This window comes from Pseudomonas syringae pv. cilantro (genome assembly GCF_001293775.1).
GTDB classification, from domain to species: Bacteria; Pseudomonadota; Gammaproteobacteria; order Pseudomonadales; family Pseudomonadaceae; genus Aquipseudomonas; species Aquipseudomonas syringae_P.
On record NZ_LGLN01000013.1, the window covers coordinates 326,497 to 343,241 of the forward strand.

Here is a 16,745-nt window from a genome sequence, read left to right on the forward strand (position 1 = left end):
GCAGTAAAACCAGTTGCTTCGGTGCACCAGATACAACCAAGGTAGCCTGTTTCAGGACCGCTACGCAGCCCATCGCGGACGAGTCCGCTCCCACGCCCTGCGGGCAGAAGCCCAAATCTTTATGCACCTCAAGGCCTGTGAAATGCTCGCAGAATGTGGCTTGTGAGCGGGCCGTGCGACGCTCAATCCCTCTCCAGCAACCCAGGCAATTGCCTGACCAGTTTCTGGTTGTTCAGCGGGGCGCGGATGAAGCCTCGCTGGGTGCCGTCCGGGCCGATCAGGGCCAGATTGCCGCTGTGGTCGACGAAATAGTTTGGCTTGCTGGTGTCGGCGGGGATGAACGGGATGCTGACCGCGCTGGCCAGTTTCTGCAGTTCAGGCACCGGCGCGGTAAGGCCGATGAAGGTTTTGTCGAAATACCCCAGGTATTGTTTGAGCTGCTGCGGCGTGTCGCGGTTGGGGTCAACGCTGACCAGCACCACGCGCATCCGCTCGGCCGTGTCTTTGGGCAGTTCGCTTCTGATCTGCTTGATCTGCGCCAGCGTGGTAGGGCAGATGTCCGGGCAGAACGTGTAACCAAAGAACATCAGTGTCCACTGGCCCTTGAGCCGGTCGATGGCCATCGCCTCACCGTTCTGATCGATCATGCTCAATGCAGGCAGGGTGCGGCTTTTTGGCAACAGGATAATGCCTGCGTCGTTGAGTGCCGCCTGATCTTGCGGTCCGCGGCCAGACAGCAGCTGGCTGGTGATGAGGCCGAGCAGGAGCGCCACAATAGCGGCAACGATGAAAACGGTTTTCTGGATTCGGGTCATGGTTTCAATGCAGGCGTAGTGTTCGCTCATGATGTCGCATATTCAGAACAGAGCCTAGGGTCTGTTCCCGTTTCATCGCGAGCCGCNAACAGACCCTAGAGCGGCGTGACGTCCAGAAGGGTATACGCCAGCTTCAGGTGTTTAATGTCTTCAGGAAGATCGCGATCAACGATAAAGCGCACCGGCATTTCGATGCGCTCGCCCGGTTGTAACGTCTGCTGGGTGAAGCAGAAACACTCGGTCTTGTGAAACCAGGCCGCTGCCTTTCCCGGCGAAATCCCCGGCACGGCCTGGGCTTTCATCGGTTTGTCGGTCGGGTTCTGCGCAATAAAGATCATCTCGTTGAGTGCTCCGGGGTGTACGAGCATTTGATCGGCACGAGGATAAAACGCCCAGACCATGCCTGCCGCGTTGCTCGACGTGAACTGCACCTCGATCTCACGCGACGTATCGACCTGCTGCGCTTGCGTGTACGAATCGCCGGCCCCGGCGTGTCCGCCCACCCGGCTCAGCAGGTCACGAATCGGTGCCAGCGCGAAGCCGCAGGCGAATACAAAAGCCAGCAACAGCATCAGGCGGATAACGAGCCGCCTGGGCAGGACAGGTTGAGTCATGAATGGCTCACTTTTGTGTGGGACAGCGTGCCGCGAAGGGCGTCGACGGCATCAGAGTAGTCGGCTTATGCACAAACAGGTCGCTCGTCGTGACTTGTCAGGTGCGCTTTGTCTTGGCCAGCGCTGGCATATGATCAAAAAATGAGCAGATAAACGCCTGATATAGCCAATGCATATAAATATGAATCAGTTATGACAAAAGCGTCTTAGCTATTTAGTTAAGCCAGCTAACGTATGAATTCCATAAACCAGCCACGGGTTTTATCGCCCTCAGGAGTGCTCACTGTCATGAACACCGCCGCGTTGCGCGAGCAGATACAACGAGCCCATCAACATGAGGCCAGGACCGGCCACCTGCTACAGCAACTGGAACAGAAACTGCCACATTTACACCCCGCCATCCACTTGCCGGATGTCGACGCCCAGGACGTTCTGACGCGTTTCGTTACCGCTTATATCGATCTGGTCCCTGACTTGCTGGATGCTGCCCATGAGGTCGCCGTCGAAGCCGGGATCGAGGGGCAGATAAAACCGGTGTTGAAGATTGCCGAACATTTTTTCGCCGCTCCACCTGCAATCATGGACGGACACGAGGGGCTGGAGAGCTTGCTGGACGAAGCTTATCTGGCGCACAGACTGGTCGAGGAAGTGAACGACCTGTACATCAAGCATTTTGGTCAGCCGCTGATTCCGTCCAATACCACGGTTGCCAGCGTGATTGCCCATCAGCTGATCGGCGAGCAATTCGCCAATGAGCTGGACGAGGCGGTGCACCATGCCGTCGATCAGTTGCTTGATGATGAGAGTTTTGCGCTGGATTCGGTCGAGGTTTACCGAGAAAAGCTGAGCAGTCCTGATACGGGTGCAGCCTGGAAGCGCTGGCCGTGTCTGTCACGTCAATTGGGCGTCGGCCTGGAACTGGAACGTTCCGCTGTCTGATCCAACCGCCCGCTTCAACGTCTTCGCCAGCAAGGGAAGGAGCCGGATGACACTCCGCTGCTTCGCGAAGACCCATCCGAACCCGTCACCTTGACGCTGCGATTGTCAGGTCGCGCCTGAACCTATTCCTGTTGTCGTGTAGATCCTCCCTTCGAGGCGCCGCTTCAAGCCGCGTGGCTCGATGATCAGCCGGGTTCCGTGGGCAGCGTTGGAACGTCCCCACTCTTCCAGCAGCTCCAGACAGGAGTGATCGATGTAGGACAGATTACCCAACGGCACATGCACGGTGCTGCCTTGCGGGATTGTCCCCAGTGCCTGAGTCAGCGCTGGCACCTTGAGGAAGGTCGCAGCCCCCACCAGACGCAGCTCGTACTCTTTCTCGCCCGCCAGTTCGACCACATTGATCTTCAGACGCGACGCCTTGAACGCCAGCTTGACCAGCGTCATGCCGAAGCCCACCAGCACACCGGTCAGCAGGTCAGTGAAGATGATCGCCACGGCCGTGGCCGCGTAGGTGAACATCGGCATCCGGCCGTAGCGGCCCAGACCCCGAAACGCCTTGAGATCGACCAGTTTGAAACCGGTGTAGACCAGCACACCCGCCAGGCTCGCGACCGGAATGCTTTGCAGCACGCTCGACAGCAGCAAGACAAAGGCCAGCAGCCAGAGGCCGTGGAAGATGGTCGAGTAGCGGGTCGTGGCACCGGCCTGGACATTGGCCGAGCTGCGCACGATAACGCCGGTCATCGGCAGTGCGCCCAGCAGGCCGCAGAGCATATTGCCCACGCCTTGAGCGCTCAGCTCCTTGTCGAAGTCCGAACGTTGGCCGCTGTGCATACGGTCTACCGCCGATGCAGACAGCAGCGTTTCAGCGCTGGCAATGAACGCGACAACGACGGCGGCAACCAGAATCGCCGGATCCGCCAGGTTCATCAGGTCCGCCGGACGCAGCCAGTCGATGGCATCGGCCAGATTGTCAGGGACTTCCACGCGCTTGACCTGCAACGCCAGGAACAGGCTGATGCCGGTGGCAATGCCCACACCCAGCAGGGCGCCGGGTACGAAACGCAGTGATTGAGGACGGAGTTTTTCCCAGCCCCACATGATCGCCATGGTGCCCAGACCAAGCATACCGGCCTGCATGCCGGTGCCTGGCCCGAACGCCTGAATAAATGTACTGGGGAAGCCGATCAGGTTGTCCAGCCCGGAGGGCTTGGGCCCGCTGTCGAACATGACATGCGCCTGAGAAAGCACAATCAGCACGCCGATGCCTGCCAGCATGCCGTAGACCACCGCCGGAGCCGTCACCCGGAACCAGCAGCCCAGCTTGAATCGACCGGCCAGCAACTGAAGCAGCCCCGCCAGCAGCAGGATCGGGCCGAGCATCGCCATGCCATGCTCACGCACGACTTCAAACACCAGCACCGCCAGACCGGCGGCCGGGCCACTGACTTGCAGCGGCGAACCGGCTATCCAGCCGACGACCAGGCCGCCGATGATGCCCGTGATCAAACCTTTGGCCGGCGGCATGCCGGACGCAATAGCGATGCCCATGCACAGAGGCAATGCGACCAGGAAAACGACCACGGAAGCCAGTAGCTCCCGTGGTAGTGCGGATTTCAATTCGGTGATTCCCATGTCGCTTCTCCGTGTTTCTTCAGGCGATGCAAGACGGGCGGCGCGCATCCTGCGCAACCGCCCTCCTCTGACTCAAAAGGTCTTGCCGTCAGTCGCGGCAGATGTCAGTCGACTGAAAAGCGTGCTTTCGGGGAAGCCATCGGTGTCGGACCTTTGCCGTCGAGCGGTATGAAGGCGTCACGTTCGGCGTCGTAGGCCAGAATTTCGCTGGTCTCGATGCTGTAGACCCAACCGTGAATGAACAGCTGACCGCTGGCCATCTTTGCAGCAACCGAAGGGTGGGTACGCAAGTGTTGCAGCTGGGAAATCACGTTTTCCTGAGTCAGGACCTGCATGGTTTCCAGCTCGCCGGTGCAATTGCAGTTTTGCTCGACCACGGTGCGGGCGACTTCTGCATGACGCAACCAGGCTTTTACCGTCGGCATCTTGTCTAGGCTGCTTGGGTTGAGTACGGCGCGCATGGCACCGCAATCGGAGTGGCCGCAAACGATAATGTGCTGCACACCCAGCGCGACCACTGCGTATTCCAGTGCGGTGGACACGCCACCATTCATCTGGCCATACGGCGGCACCACGTTACCCACGTTGCGCGTGACGAACAGGTCGCCGGGCGAACTCTGGGTGATCAGCTCGGGCACGATGCGCGAGTCGGCGCAAGTGATGAACATGGCGCGTGGCGATTGGGCAGTCGCCAGCTTTTTGAACAGCTCTTCCTGTTCGGGGAAGACCTCTTTACGAAAATGCACAAAGCCATCGACAATCTGTTTCAACGCTACGTCGGCGCTGCTCAAATGGCTGTCTGTGTTGTCCGACGTAGCCGAATGCTGGTTATCCGTGTCTCTCATCTGTTCATCCTCTCTGACGGATTGATGTGGATTTCTCATGCCTGTTTGACCAGAGCCGGATGTGATTCCTGTCAATCGGAATCACGAACAAATCCCTTGAGCGCTATTGCTGGTGACACTCCGAGTTACAGACTAATCGCCCAAGCTTAAATGAAACTGAATGCGATGGCTCTGGAATGCGGGTTTGCACGATGGTGCCAAGTTCGTTACAAGAGTGACATTTGTTCTCCGGGCGGACAAAACGCCTCACAATCGAGTGTGAAGCCGTCACGTTTGTTCAATCCAAGCCGTCTGATTGCCAGGGCATAACGTTGCGCCAGCAGATCGGCAAATGGCCCCTCACCGCGCATCCGCGAGCCAAACCGACTGTCATACAGCGCGCCGCCGCGACTCTGGCGAACAAGGCTCATCACATGTTCGGCGCGCTGCGGGTAATGCGTCTTCAACCATTCGTCGAACAGCGGCGCGACCTCCAGTGGCAAGCGCAGCATCACGTAACTGGCGCTCAATGCGCCAGCGTCCTTTGCCTCGCTCAACAGCGCTTCGAGTTCGTGGTCATTGATCATCGGAATCATTGGCGCGCACAGCACACCGACCGGCACGCCGGCGTTACGCAGCACCCGAATCGCCCGCAAACGCGCCTTGGGCGCTGCTGCCCTCGGTTCCAGGATGCACTTGAGCTCGTCATCCAGTGTCGTCAGGCTGATGAAGACCGATACCAGCCGCAATTTTGCCATTTCCGCGAGCAGATCCAGGTCGCGCAGGATCAGCGAGCCTTTGGTAATGATGCTGACCGGATGCCGGTAGCGCAGCAAAACCTCGAGTGTGGCGCGGGTGATCCGGTACTCACGTTCAATGGGCTGATACGGGTCGGTGTTGGCCCCCAGCGTGATGGGCGCGCAGCGGTAGCCCGGTTTGGAGAGTTGCTGCTCCAGCAGCGCCGCCGCATTGGTCTTGGCGATCAGTTTTGTCTCGAAGTCCAGCCCTGGTGACATGTCCCAATAGGCGTGGCTGGGCCTGGCGAAGCAATAGATGCAGCCATGCTCGCAGCCGCGATAAGGATTGATCGACCGATCAAAGGGAATGTCCGGCGAACTGTTGCGGGTGATGATGCTCTTGGCCGTCTCATGGGTGACCTGAGTACCCTGCGTCAGCGGGGCTTCCTGATGCCAGCCGTCATCCTCCGCAACCGATTGGCTGGGCGCGAAGCGATTGTGCGGATTGCTGGCGGTACCGCGACCACGAATCGGGGAAGGGCTGGACATGGAGGTTTGCTCGCATACTGTTTATCTGTACAGTACAGTATGCGGCGCTATCTGCGGTCTGCAAACTATCAGGAGCCTGACAGGCGGTATGGGCGGGGCGAGACAGCGAGGATGTTGCTGCCGGGTGAGGCGCGATGCCTTCACCCGGATGCCTGACAGTACAGGTTTACGCGTCGGACTTTTTGATTGAGTCGACAGGCGCTGCAATCGGCTCATCCAGATCGGAAGCCGCGGCCGAGGCGCAGTAGCGATCCTTCTCTTCGCGTGCTTCACGAGCGATACGCGCATTCTTGAAACGCCGGCGTATCCACAGGCCCAGACCAAGCAGCAGCAGCGCGCCCAGTACCCACAGCTCGTATTTCTTGATATTGCCCAGCAGGCCTTCGAGAATTGCGCCGAAATGGTAAGCCGCCGAACCCAGCGCCGCCGCCCAGACCGCAGCGCCAATACCGTTGAGCAGCAGGTAGCGCCCGGGTGGATAACCGGACAGGCCGATGGCCACCGGCATGACCGTTCTCAAACCGTAGACAAAACGAAAGCCGAGCACCCAGATGTCCGGGTGTTTGCGAACCAGCCTGAGGGCCTTGTCGCCCATCAGTTGCCAGCGAGGCTTGCGCGCCAGGAGCTTGCGACCGTGTTTGCGCCCCATGAAATACCACAACTGATCACCCGCATAGCTGCCAAAAAAGGCGACGATGATGACGATGTTGAGGTCCATGTAGCCACGGAACGCCAGGAATCCAGCGAGCACCAGGATGGTCTCGCCTTCAAAAAAGGTGCCGAGGAAGAGGGCAAAGTAGCCGAATTCGTTCAAGAAATTCTGGAGCATTGTCTGGATGCTGGCGAAGTGAACGCGCAGCCTAACGCGCCCAACGCCAGGAAGAAAGTGTCGATATGTGTCTCGACGTTAAAGATTCTTGCAACCACAATGGTCGCATCCCCATATGGGCCATGGCCATGGCCGCGACGTGCAGTCGCAGGTCGAACCATGACTGTCACACATTGGTCATAATGGCGGCTTATAACTGTCGCGCTTGCCCGTGTAAGCGGGCTCAGGAGTCTCGCCGTGAGCTTTACCCCCGCAAACCGCCTGTTTCCTCTCACTCGTCTGCGCCGTAATCGCCGCGACGACTTTTCCCGTCGGCTGGTGCGTGAAAACGTAGTCACCGTTGACGATCTGATTCTCCCCGTATTTGTGCTCGATGGTGAAAACCGACGTGAGTCCATCGCATCGATGCCGGGCGTCGAGCGTCTGAGCGTCGATCTGTTGCTCGAAGAAGCTGAAAAATGGGTCGCGCTGGGTATTCCTGCGCTGGCGCTGTTCCCGGTGACCCCGCCAGAGAAGAAGTCTCTGGACGGTGCCGAAGCCTGGAACCCGGACGGTATCGCTCAGCGCGCCACTCGCGCCCTGCGTGACCGCTTCCCGGAGCTGGGCGTCATCACTGATGTGGCGCTGGACCCGTTCACTACCCATGGTCAGGACGGCATCCTCGATGAAGAAGGCTATGTGCAGAACGACATCACTGTCGACGCACTGGTCAGGCAGGCACTGTCCCATGCCGATGCGGGTGCTCAGGTTGTCGCGCCGTCAGACATGATGGACGGCCGCATTCAGGCCATCCGCGAGTCTCTGGAGCTGGCCGGGCACGTCAATGTTCGAATCATGGCTTACTCGGCCAAATACGCCAGTGCCTATTACGGCCCGTTCCGCGACGCGGTGGGTTCTTCGTTGAACCTGGGCAAGGCCAACAAGGCGTCCTATCAAATGGACCCGGCCAACAGCAACGAGGCGCTGCACGAAGTGGCCGCCGACCTTGCTGAAGGCGCTGACATGGTGATGGTCAAACCCGGCATGCCTTATCTGGATATCCTTCACAGGGTCAAGGATGAGTTCAAAGTGCCGACATTTGTCTATCAGGTCAGTGGTGAATATGCGATGCACATGGCAGCAATCCAGAATGGTTGGCTGAGTGAAGGGGTGATTCTCGAGTCCCTCACTGCCTTCAAACGCGCAGGTGCCGACGGCATTCTTACTTATTTTGCCGTTCGTGCCGCTCAACTGTTGAAGGGGCAATAGCCTCACAGGAACACTCATGAATACCGAAGCACTCATCGAAGCCGCTGTTGAAGTCGATGTTCAGGAGGCGACGCCCGTGGTTGAACCTGATATCGAAGTAGTCCCGGCCATCGAGGCGCCTGCCGCGTTGGTGCCGGCCATCGTCGCGCCGAACCTGGACGACAGCAGCCTGTATATCCACCGCGAACTGTCCCAGTTACAGTTCAATATCCGGGTACTGGAACAGGCGCTCGATGAGTCCTACCCGTTGCTGGAGCGGCTGAAGTTTTTGCTGATCTTCTCCAGCAACCTCGATGAGTTCTTCGAGATTCGTGTGGCGGGTCTGAAAAAGCAGATCACGTTTGCCCGTGAACAGGCCGGTGCAGATGGCCTGCAGCCGCATCAGGCGCTGGCCCGAATCAGCGAACTGGTTCACGGTCATGTCGACCGCCAGTACGCCATTCTCAACGACATTCTGCTGCCTGAGCTGGAAAAGCATCAGGTGCGCTTCATTCGTCGTCGTCACTGGACCGCCAAGCTCAAGGCCTGGGTGCGTCGCTATTTCCGTGACGAGATCGCGCCGATCATCACCCCGATCGGCCTGGACCCGACGCACCCGTTCCCGTTGCTGGTCAACAAGAGCCTGAACTTCATCGTCGAACTGGAAGGCATCGATGCCTTCGGTCGCGACTCCGGCCTTGCGATCATTCCTGCTCCGCGCCTGTTGCCGCGCGTGATCAAGGTGCCGGAAGACGTGTGCGGGCCTGGCGATAATTTTGTGTTCCTGTCGTCGATGATTCACGCGCACGCCGATGACCTGTTCCAGGGCATGAAGGTCAAGGGCTGCTATCAGTTCCGCCTGACCCGAAACGCCGATCTGGCGCTGGACTCGGAAGACGTGGAAGACCTGGCGCGGGCCCTGCGTGGCGAGCTGTTTTCGCGTCGTTACGGCGACGCGGTGCGTCTGGAAGTGGCGGATACCTGCCCGAAACACTTGTCGGATTACCTGCTCAAGCAGTTCAACCTGAACGAGTCCGAGCTGTATCAGGTCAATGGCCCGGTCAACCTGACGCGCCTGTTCAGCATCACCGGCCTGGACAGCCATCCGGAGCTGCAATACCCGCCGTTCACGCCAGCGATTCCCAAGCTGCTACAGAACAGCGAAAACGTCTTCAGCGTAGTCAGCAAGCAGGACATTCTACTGCTGCATCCGTTCGAGTCCTTCACGCCAGTGGTCGATCTGCTGCGCCAGGCGGCGAAAGACCCGCATGTTCTGGCAGTTCGCCAGACCCTGTATCGCAGCGGTGCCAACTCGGAAATTGTCGATGCGCTGGTCGATGCTGCGCGTAACGGCAAGGAAGTCACGGTGGTGATCGAGTTGCGTGCGCGTTTCGACGAAGAGTCGAACCTGCAACTGGCCAGTCGTCTGCAGGCGGCGGGCGCGGTGGTGATCTACGGTGTGGTCGGCTTCAAGACCCACGCCAAGATGATGCTGATCCTGCGCCGCGAGGCGGGCGAGATCGTGCGTTACGCGCACCTCGGGACCGGCAACTATCACGCCGGCAACGCGCGTCTGTACACCGACTACAGCTTGCTGACCTCCGACGACGCGTTGTGCGAAGACGTCGGTAAACTGTTCAGTCAGTTGATCGGCATGGGCAAGACCCTGCGCATGAAGAAACTGCTGCATGCGCCGTTCACGCTGAAGAAGGGCATGCTTGACATGATTGCCCGCGAGACGCAGTTCGCGCTCGACGGCAAGCCTGCGCACATCATCGCCAAGTTCAACTCGCTGACCGACCCGAAGGTCATTCGCGCGCTGTACAAGGCCAGCCAGTCCGGTGTGCGTATCGATCTGGTGGTGCGCGGCATGTGCTGCCTGCGTCCGGGGATTGCCGGGGTCTCGCACAACATTCATGTGCGCTCGATCATCGGCCGCTTCCTGGAGCACACGCGGGTGTTCTACTTCCTCAACGGCGGCGACGAGCAGATGTTCCTGTCGAGTGCCGACTGGATGGAGCGCAACCTCGACAAGCGTGTCGAGACCTGCTTCCCGGTGGAAGGCAGGAAGCTGATTCTGCGGGTGAAGAAAGAGCTGGAAAGCTATCTGACCGACAACACCCACAGTTGGCTGTTGCAGTCTGACGGGCGTTACGTGCGCAGCACGCCGACCGGCAATCAGAACCCGCGGAGCGCTCAGGCGACCCTGCTGGAGCGCCTGAGCAACCCGGTCCTCAGCGTACGCTGAAGACGATACCGACTCGGGCCAGCCACTCCGCTTCCAGCGCGAAGTCGGCCTGAGTCAGCTGGTTGTTTTCCAGCCAGCCTTCCGGGAACTCCGCATCAAGGCTCGGGCCGTCGGCACGTAACACCACCCTTGGCATCTCCTGGGTGCCACGGATGTGGTGGAACAGAATGGCAAAGCGCAACAGCACGCACAGGCGAATCAGCTTGATGCCTTCCGCGCCGAACTCGGCGAACTTGTCCTTGGGAATATTACGGCGATGACCGCGCACCAGCAGGGCGAGCATTTGCTGGTCTTCGCGCGAGAATCCGGCAAGGTCCGAGTGCTCGATCAGATAGGCGCCGTGCTTGTGATAGTGGTAGTGGGCGATGTCCAGCCCGATCTCATGCACCTTGGCAGCCCAGCTCAGCAGTTCGGCGTAGCTCTCGTGCTGCAATTCCCAGCTCTCGGCAACCTGTTCCAGCGCATGCAGCGCCTTGGTTTCGACGCGTGCGGCCTGTTCCAGATCGACGTGATAACGCTCCATCAGCGAACTGAGCGTGCGCTCACGCACGTCTTCGTGGTGATGGCGACCCATCAGGTCGTACAGCACGCCTTCGCGCAGCGCACCTTCGCAATGGTCCATGCGCTTGAGTTCGAGCGCGTCGAAAATGGCTTCCAGAATCGCCAGGCCTGCCGGGAAAATAGTGCGGCGGTCAGGTTTGATGCCGTCGAAGTCGATCTTCTCGACGTCTCCCAGCTTGAACAGTTTGCGCTTGAGCCAGGCCAGCCCTTCGGCATTGACCTCGCCTGCGCCGTAGCCGTTGGCCTTGAGCGCCACGCCAATGGCGCGAATGGTGCCCGATGAGCCGATGGCCTCATCCCACTTCAGGCGATGCAGTGCATGCTCGATGCTCATGATTTCAAGGCGCGCTGCGGTGTAGGCCTGGGCGTAACGGGCGGGTGTCACCTTGCCGTCGCGGAAGTAGCGCTGGGTGAAACTCACGCAGCCCATCTGCAGGCTTTCACGCAGCAGCGGCTCGAAGCGCTGGCCGATAATGAACTCGGTACTGCCGCCGCCGATGTCGGCGACCAGGCGCTTGCCCGGCGTATCCGCCAACGTGTGGGACACGCCCAGATAGATAAGGCGGGCTTCTTCGCGGCCGGAAATCACTTCCACCGGATGGCCGAGAATTTCTTCGGCGCGGTGAATGAAATCGTTGCGATTGCGTGCTTCGCGCAGGGCGTTGGTGCCGACGATGCGCACGGCGCCGTGTGGCAGACCGTTGATCAACTGAGCAAAGCGTTTCAGGCAGTCAAGACCGCGCTGCATGGATTCTTCAGACAGCTGGCGCTCTTCGTCGATGCCTGCGGCCAACTGCACCTTCTCGCCGAGGCGCTCAAGAATACGGATTTCGCCCTGATTGGCTTTCGCGACAACCATATGAAAGCTGTTTGAGCCCAGGTCGATAGCGGCGATCAGTGAAAGATTCTTGGGTGTGGAGTGCGGCATGATCAGAAAATCCAGTTCGATAACCGCACCATCGTGCCACGATCCATGCCTGCCGCCAACGCGAAGCTGTTCGGGCCCGGGAAATACCCGGTATAACTCTCGCGACGTGGCGCATGGCTATCGGATCGGTGTGATAGTTCTTTCATTATCGTGCCGCCGCTCTGTGTTTTCATGTCGGAGCGCTCGGCGTTATACATACGTCATGAAGAGCCCGCAGAATGGGACTCGCAGGCTTCTGGCCGAAGGCCGTGGGAGCGAACTTGTTCGCGAAGACTGGATATCGGGCGCTACATTTTCGGCGGATGTACCGGCCCTTTCGCGAACAAGCGAAGCGTCGCCCGATCCGCTCCCACGCCCTGCGGGCAAAAGCCTCAATGCTCCGTGTTCCATGCCGTTCTGGACGCTCTGCGTCCGATCTTGACGGTGCTGCGCGTCACGCCTGTTCCGTGGTCCCGATGAAGTTCGCCAGTTCCGCAGTTTTCGGGTTGGCAAACAGGACTTTCGGGTCGCCCACTTCGTGCACCTTGCCCTGATGCATGAACACCAGTTTGTCGCCCACTTCCCGGGCGAAGCGCATTTCGTGGGTCACCATGATCAGGGTCATGCCGTCGGCCGCCAGTTGGCGCACCACGCTGAGCACTTCATTGACCAGCTCCGGGTCCAGCGCCGAGGTGATTTCGTCGCACAGCAAGACCCGTGGCGACATGGCCAGCGCGCGGGCGATGGCCACGCGTTGTTGCTGCCCACCGGACAGGCGATCCGGGAAGGCGTCGAATTTCTCGCCCAGCCCGACGCGCTCCAGCATCTTTCTCGCCAGCTTGGCGGCTTCTGCCTTCGGCACCTTCTGCACGACCTGCGGCGCGAGCATCACGTTCTCGCCCACGCTCAGGTGCGGAAACAGATTGAATTGCTGAAACACCATGCCGACCTTCTGGCGCAGGGTGCGCAGGTCGGCGCGCGCGGCGTCCAGATACTCGCCGTCGACTTCGATCACGCCATCGTTGATCGATTCCAGCCCGTTGAGTGTGCGCAGCAAGGTGCTCTTGCCCGAGCCGCTGCGGCCGATGATCGCCACCACCTGGCCTTCTTCGACCGACAGATCGATGCCCTTCAATACGTGGTGATCGCCATAGTATTTATGCAGGGCGGAAATTCTAAGCAGAGGCATGCAGTCTCCTTTCCAGATGGCGCGCACACAGCGACAAGGGATAGCAAAGGATGAAGTAGCCCAGGGCAACGAAGCCGTAGACCATGAAAGGTTCGAACGTGGCATTGGCCAGCATGCTGCCGGTCTTGGTCAGCTCGGTGAAGCCGATGATCGAGGTCACCGCGGTGCCTTTGACCACCTGAACGGAAAAGCCCACGGTCGGCGCAACCGCGATGCGCAGCGCCTGAGGCAGGATCACGTAGCGCATCTGTTCAAGCGGCGTCATCGCCAGGCTGGCGGACGCTTCCCACTGGCCCTTGGAAATCGACTCCACGCAGCCGCGCCAGATTTCAGCGAGGTAGGCGCTGGTGAACAGCGTCAACGCCAGCGCAGCGGCGGCCCACGGGGAAATGTTCATGCCCATCAAGGCCACACCGAAGAACACCAGAAACAACTGCATCAACAGCGGCGTGCCCTGAAACAGTTCTATATAGAGCTTGGCTATCACGCGCGGACCGGATTTTTCCGAGGTGCGCATGCCCATGATCAGCAAGCCGATCAACCCGCCGCCGATGAACGCCACCAGCGACAGGGCCACGGTCCATTGCAGGCCGATGAGCAGGTTGCGCACGATGTCCCAGAGGGTGAAATCCATCAGCGGCTCCTCGATATGTAACGTCGACCGATCCAGGCCAGCAACTGGCGGATCAGCAGCGCCATGGCCAGGTAGATCAGCGTGGTCACGATGTAGGTTTCAAACGACCGGAAGTTGCGCGACTGAATGAAGTTGGCGAAGAAGCTCAGCTCTTCGGTGGCAATCTGCGAACAGACCGCCGAACCCAGCATCACGATGATGATCTGGCTGCTCAGCGCCGGCCATACCTTGCCCAGCGCCGGAACCAGCACCACGTAACGAAAGGCTTCGTAACGATTCATCGCCAGTGCGGCCGACGCTTCAAGCTGGCCCTTGGGTATTGCCTGAATGCCTGCGCGCACGATTTCGGTCGAATAGGCCCCCAGATTGACGACCATCGCCAGCACTGCCGCCTGCCACTCCGTGATCTGCACGCCCAGCGACGGCAAACCGAAGAAGATGAAGAATAGCTGGACCAGAAACGGCGTGTTGCGGATCAGCTCGACGTAGATCGCGAAGATCGTCGCAAAGGGCTGGATCTTCCAGGCCCGGACGACAGCACCGACAATCCCGAGGCTGACACCGAACAGGGTGCCGATGGCGGTCAGTTCCAGCGTGAACAACGCCCCGCGCAACAGAACGTCGAGGTTTTGCAGGACCGGTGTGAAGTCGAAGTGATAAGCCATGGGTGGGTCCTGTGACCGAAAAAGCAGTAATCAGAGATCGGCAGGCAGCGGTTGCTTCAGCCAGGTCAGGGATGCTTTTTCCAGTGAGCCGTCGGCCTTGGCGGCGTCCAGAATCTCGTTGACCTTGCCCAGCAGTTCCGGCTGACCCTTGTTCACACCGACGTACACCGGCGAGTCTTTGAGCTTCACTTTCAATGCTGGAATGCGCTTGGGATTGCGCTCGCTGATGGCGACCATGACCACGTTGCCGCTGGCGATCAGATCGGTCTGGCCGGCGAGGTAGGCGGCGATGGTCGAGTTGTTGTCTTCAAAGCGCTTGATGGTCGCGCCTTCGGGTGCAACGTTCGACAGCTCGATGTCTTCGATCGCGCCACGGGTCACGCTGATGGTTTTGCCTTTCAAATCGGCAATGTCTTTGACCGGAGAATCAGGTGGGCCGAAGACCGCCAGGTAAAACGGCGCATAAGCGCGGGAGAAATCGATGACTTTCTCGCGGTCAGGGTTCTTGCCGAGGCTGGAGATCACCAGATCGACCTTGCCGGTGGTCAGGAACGGAATGCGGTTGGTGCTGTTGACCGGCGTCAGCTCCAGCTTGACCTTCAGTTTGTCGGCCAATAGCTGTGCAGTATCGATATCCAGGCCGCGCGGCTTCATGTCCGGCCCGACCGAGCCGAATGGCGGGAAGTCCTGTGGCACGGCAACTTTCAAGGTGCCGCGCGCCATGACGTCGTCCAGGCCGTTGGCATGCGCGGGCGTCTGGCTCAGCATCAGGCTGGCAAACAAGGCAGTAAGCAGAGCGCTGTAACGCTTGGTCATATGAAATCTCCGGGCGGAACGAAAGATGTTGGCTTTTCTCCAGTGCACAGCGCATGCCATTCGCCTTGCAGGTACGGTAATCCGTGGTTTTCAGCGTTTTTTGGTCTTACTGGTCTGAACAGTCAGCGAGCGCGCCGCCCTGCTTTGGCGCGCTTGCAGGCCTTGCCGCCCCAGCGCTGGGCGTCGCTTGCCGAATGAGCGGGATGACGTTAAAAGGGATTTTTACCGGACTGACTGGCCTGAACAGTGATGCCGAATATTTCGCTCGCAGTACCCGAATCAGCCCTCCGGGCCATTCGCAAGTTGATTGCCGATCAAGGGTATAAACCCGGCGAAAGCCTGCCGTCGCAACGCGATCTGGCGGTTTTGCTGGGTGTCAGTCGTGCGTCGCTGCGTGAGGCTTTGTCGTCGCTCAGCGCCTTGGGTGTGGTCAGTGTGCAACCAGGCAAGGGCGTGTTTGTCCAGTCCGTTTCTGAACCAGAACAGCGCACGAGCGGGTTTTCCTGGCCGTTCGAAGCTCGGGTTTCACCCGCCGACACGTTTCAGTTGCGCTACGCACTGGAAGGTTTCGCCGCAGGGCTGGCGGCAGTGACGCTGACCGCCGACGAGCGCGATGTGCTGGAAGACAATGTCGAAGCCATGCGTCTTGAATTGCGCGCCGGCGACTTCGAAGCGGCGGCCCGGCTGGATTTCGAGTTTCATCGGCATATTCTGGTCGCCAGCGGCAATCAGGCCATGCTGGGGATCGTTACCGCAGGCGCTGATATTTTCCTCGAAAGCCAGAAAATGCCGTTCATACGTGCGGCAAGAGTCATGGAAACCTGGCAGGAGCATCGCAAGATTCTGCGTGCACTGGCCCGGCATGCGTCAGGGCCTGCGCAAAAGGCCATGCAGGAACATATTCGCGGCGCCGCGCTGCGCACAGGCATCGTTTTTGTCTCACCCTCTGGCTGAAAACCCCTCATAACGCCAGTCGCGCACCACCATAGCCAGAGTCAATGAAGCTTCGCTTCCTCAATAGCATAAGGACCGCTATGATGGACGTCGTTTTAGCCTATGACCTCGGAGACTTCCATGAGCAACGACCTGATCAAACACGTCACCGACGCCAGCTTTGAAGCCGACGTACTCAAGGCTGATGGTGCTGTACTTGTTGATTACTGGGCTGAGTGGTGTGGCCCGTGCAAGATGATTGCCCCGGTACTGGACGAAATTGCCACTACCTATGCCGGCAAACTGACCATTGCCAAACTGAACATCGATCAAAATCAGGAAACCCCTGCCAAGCACGGCGTGCGCGGTATTCCTACGCTGATGCTGTTCAAGAATGGCAATGTCGAAGCGACCAAAGTAGGCGCACTGTCGAAGTCGCAGCTGGCTGCGTTTCTGGACGCCAACATCTGAAGCGCTTCAAAGCCCCGCAAATAGCGGGGTTTTTTTCGGACATCGTACTAGACGCCCGGAAAATCAGGTGGTACATTCGGCTCCGCAACGGCTTCTCCGTTGCCCCCTGCTAGCCGTCGCCGACGCTCTCCTTTCGATTTGTACGCGAT

16 protein-coding genes are annotated in these 16,745 nt (G+C 59.4%); 5 read left to right on the top strand and 11 right to left on the bottom strand.

Translation table 11 applies throughout. The features are described from left to right. Window positions 1-182: 182 nt before the first annotated feature. Window positions 183-815: an SCO family protein gene (locus ABJ99_RS02845; protein ID WP_054084684.1), complete on the bottom strand. Its 633-nt coding sequence runs from the start codon at window positions 813-815 to the stop codon at window positions 183-185. A gap of 95 nt (window positions 816-910) precedes the next feature. Further along, on the bottom strand, window positions 911-1,429 hold the full coding sequence (locus ABJ99_RS02850) for a cytochrome c oxidase assembly protein (RefSeq protein WP_054084523.1): 519 nt from the start codon (window positions 1,427-1,429) through the stop codon (window positions 911-913). Between the two features lie 288 nt (window positions 1,430-1,717). Here ABJ99_RS02850 and ABJ99_RS02855 point away from each other — a divergent pair, with 288 nt between their 5' ends. Next, window positions 1,718-2,368, top strand: a complete 651-nt coding sequence (locus ABJ99_RS02855; protein ID WP_007248162.1) for a hypothetical protein — start codon at window positions 1,718-1,720, stop codon at window positions 2,366-2,368. A gap of 105 nt (window positions 2,369-2,473) precedes the next feature. Here the strand turns inward: ABJ99_RS02855 and ABJ99_RS02860 are convergent, their stop codons facing one another. The 4 genes from ABJ99_RS02860 to ABJ99_RS02875 all read right to left on the bottom strand — a co-directional run bounded on the left by ABJ99_RS02860 (window position 2,474) and on the right by ABJ99_RS02875 (window position 6,945). Further along, window positions 2,474-4,006, bottom strand: a complete 1,533-nt coding sequence (locus ABJ99_RS02860) for a SulP family inorganic anion transporter (RefSeq protein WP_054084524.1) — start codon at window positions 4,004-4,006, stop codon at window positions 2,474-2,476. Window positions 4,007-4,110: 104 nt separating this feature from the next. Next, a complete protein-coding gene (locus ABJ99_RS02865; RefSeq protein ID WP_007248160.1) occupies window positions 4,111-4,851 on the bottom strand; it encodes a carbonic anhydrase in 741 nt (246 codons plus the stop codon). A 206-nt stretch (window positions 4,852-5,057) separates the two neighbouring features. Beyond that, on the bottom strand, window positions 5,058-6,116 hold the full coding sequence (locus ABJ99_RS02870) for a PA0069 family radical SAM protein (RefSeq protein ID WP_054084525.1): 1,059 nt from the start codon (window positions 6,114-6,116) through the stop codon (window positions 5,058-5,060). A 166-nt stretch (window positions 6,117-6,282) separates the two neighbouring features. After that, window positions 6,283-6,945 (bottom strand): DedA family protein, encoded by a 663-nt coding sequence (locus ABJ99_RS02875; RefSeq protein ID WP_054084526.1) that lies wholly within the window; start codon window positions 6,943-6,945, stop codon window positions 6,283-6,285. A gap of 237 nt (window positions 6,946-7,182) precedes the next feature. Between ABJ99_RS02875 and hemB the strand changes: the two genes are divergently transcribed. After that, window positions 7,183-8,193, top strand: coding sequence for a porphobilinogen synthase (gene hemB / locus ABJ99_RS02880; protein ID WP_054084527.1), 1,011 nt, complete (start codon window positions 7,183-7,185; stop codon window positions 8,191-8,193). A 16-nt stretch (window positions 8,194-8,209) separates the two neighbouring features. Continuing rightward, window positions 8,210-10,420, top strand: a complete 2,211-nt coding sequence (gene ppk1 / locus ABJ99_RS02885; RefSeq protein WP_054084528.1) for a polyphosphate kinase 1 — start codon at window positions 8,210-8,212, stop codon at window positions 10,418-10,420. Here the strand turns inward: ppk1 and ppx are convergent. From ppx to ABJ99_RS02910, 5 genes are all read right to left on the bottom strand, one after another. Beyond that, entirely contained in the window at window positions 10,407-11,909 is a 1,503-nt protein-coding gene (ppx, locus tag ABJ99_RS02890) for an exopolyphosphatase (protein ID WP_054084529.1), read from the bottom strand. The genes ppk1 and ppx overlap by 14 nt on opposite strands. A 433-nt stretch (window positions 11,910-12,342) precedes the next feature. Continuing rightward, window positions 12,343-13,077 (bottom strand): amino acid ABC transporter ATP-binding protein, encoded by a 735-nt coding sequence (locus ABJ99_RS02895; protein WP_054084530.1) that lies wholly within the window; start codon window positions 13,075-13,077, stop codon window positions 12,343-12,345. Then, complete coding sequence (locus ABJ99_RS02900) at window positions 13,064-13,714, bottom strand: amino acid ABC transporter permease (protein WP_042912225.1); 651 nt, start codon at window positions 13,712-13,714, stop codon at window positions 13,064-13,066. The genes ABJ99_RS02895 and ABJ99_RS02900 overlap by 14 nt, the downstream gene beginning before the upstream one ends. Further along, window positions 13,711-14,376, bottom strand: a complete 666-nt coding sequence (locus tag ABJ99_RS02905; protein WP_054084531.1) for an amino acid ABC transporter permease — start codon at window positions 14,374-14,376, stop codon at window positions 13,711-13,713. Before ABJ99_RS02905 ends, ABJ99_RS02900 begins: the two co-directional genes overlap by 4 nt. Window positions 14,377-14,406: 30 nt before the next feature. Continuing rightward, on the bottom strand, window positions 14,407-15,192 hold the full coding sequence (locus ABJ99_RS02910) for a transporter substrate-binding domain-containing protein (protein ID WP_054084532.1): 786 nt from the start codon (window positions 15,190-15,192) through the stop codon (window positions 14,407-14,409). 249 nt (window positions 15,193-15,441) lie between these two features. On the opposite strand from ABJ99_RS02910, the gene ABJ99_RS02915 reads away from it, so the two are divergent. After that, window positions 15,442-16,146 carry a FadR/GntR family transcriptional regulator gene (locus tag ABJ99_RS02915; RefSeq protein WP_054084533.1) on the top strand — a complete coding sequence of 235 codons (705 nt, stop codon included), beginning with the start codon at window positions 15,442-15,444 and terminating at the stop codon, window positions 16,144-16,146. Between the two features lie 120 nt (window positions 16,147-16,266). Continuing rightward, complete coding sequence (gene trxA, locus ABJ99_RS02920) at window positions 16,267-16,596, top strand: thioredoxin TrxA (protein WP_054084534.1); 330 nt, start codon at window positions 16,267-16,269, stop codon at window positions 16,594-16,596. Window positions 16,597-16,745: the final 149 nt, after the last annotated feature.

Excerpts from the sequence above, each read along its gene's own strand:
- ABJ99_RS02910 (WP_054084532.1), bottom strand. The coding sequence starts at position 15,192 with ATGACCAAGCGTTACAGCGCTCTGCTTACTGCCTTGTTTGCCAGCCTG.
- ABJ99_RS02895 (WP_054084530.1), bottom strand. The coding sequence starts at position 13,077 with ATGCCTCTGCTTAGAATTTCCGCCCTGCATAAATACTATGGCGATCAC.
- ABJ99_RS02905 (WP_054084531.1), bottom strand. The coding sequence starts at position 14,376 with ATGGCTTATCACTTCGACTTCACACCGGTCCTGCAAAACCTCGACGTT.
- ABJ99_RS02865 (WP_007248160.1), bottom strand. The coding sequence starts at position 4,851 with ATGAGAGACACGGATAACCAGCATTCGGCTACGTCGGACAACACAGAC.
- ABJ99_RS02850 (WP_054084523.1), bottom strand. The coding sequence starts at position 1,429 with ATGACTCAACCTGTCCTGCCCAGGCGGCTCGTTATCCGCCTGATGCTG.
- ppk1 (WP_054084528.1), top strand. The coding sequence starts at position 8,210 with ATGAATACCGAAGCACTCATCGAAGCCGCTGTTGAAGTCGATGTTCAG.
- ABJ99_RS02845 (WP_054084684.1), bottom strand. The coding sequence starts at position 815 with ATGACCCGAATCCAGAAAACCGTTTTCATCGTTGCCGCTATTGTGGCG.
- ppx (WP_054084529.1), bottom strand. The coding sequence starts at position 11,909 with ATGCCGCACTCCACACCCAAGAATCTTTCACTGATCGCCGCTATCGAC.
- ABJ99_RS02915 (WP_054084533.1), top strand. The coding sequence starts at position 15,442 with ATGCCGAATATTTCGCTCGCAGTACCCGAATCAGCCCTCCGGGCCATT.
- ABJ99_RS02855 (WP_007248162.1), top strand. The coding sequence starts at position 1,718 with ATGAACACCGCCGCGTTGCGCGAGCAGATACAACGAGCCCATCAACAT.
- ABJ99_RS02860 (WP_054084524.1), bottom strand. The coding sequence starts at position 4,006 with ATGGGAATCACCGAATTGAAATCCGCACTACCACGGGAGCTACTGGCT.
- ABJ99_RS02875 (WP_054084526.1), bottom strand. The coding sequence starts at position 6,945 with ATGCTCCAGAATTTCTTGAACGAATTCGGCTACTTTGCCCTCTTCCTC.
- trxA (WP_054084534.1), top strand. The coding sequence starts at position 16,267 with ATGAGCAACGACCTGATCAAACACGTCACCGACGCCAGCTTTGAAGCC.
- ABJ99_RS02870 (WP_054084525.1), bottom strand. The coding sequence starts at position 6,116 with ATGTCCAGCCCTTCCCCGATTCGTGGTCGCGGTACCGCCAGCAATCCG.